This is a genomic window from Streptomyces fulvoviolaceus (assembly GCF_000718165.1).
Classification (GTDB): domain Bacteria; phylum Actinomycetota; class Actinomycetes; order Streptomycetales; family Streptomycetaceae; genus Streptomyces; species Streptomyces fulvoviolaceus.
The window spans coordinates 1-421 of record NZ_JOEY01000215.1 but is presented as its reverse complement, the minus strand read 5'-3'; the positions used below and the strand labels follow the sequence as shown (position 1 = coordinate 421).

Sequence of the window (421 nt, the reverse complement as noted above, 5' to 3'; positions counted from 1 at the left end):
CCGCAAACGGTTCCGGCAGTTGATCTCGGGCATGCCCACCGGCCGGCTCCGCGCCCGGCTGACCTCGATGGCCGACCAGACCGGCATCGCCATCATCGCGGTGGACCCGGCCTACACCTCCAAATGGGGCGCCCAGCACTGGCAGCAGCCCCTCCAGCCCCTCACCAGCACAACCCGGAAGACGACTCGCCACGAGGCTGCCGCCGTGGCGATCGGACGGCGCGCCCAAGGACACCCGGTCCGGCGACGGACGGCACCGCCCCCACACGACCGGAGTGATCGTGCGGGGCATCGGACCGTCCAGGCCGACCGGCGTGTCCTCGGGCGTGAGGGACCCCGCCCTCCCGTTCCCGGACCACGGACACGATCCGTGCCGCCGGACCGCGGAGCGAACGCGGGCAACCAGAACGCCCAACACCGT

The 421-nt window shown here is 72.7% G+C and carries 1 pseudogene; it reads left to right on the top strand.

The annotated features are described in order from the left end of the window. Positions 1 to 421 (top strand): annotated as a pseudogene (locus IG08_RS62380) (IS200/IS605 family accessory protein TnpB-related protein); the annotation flags it as partial.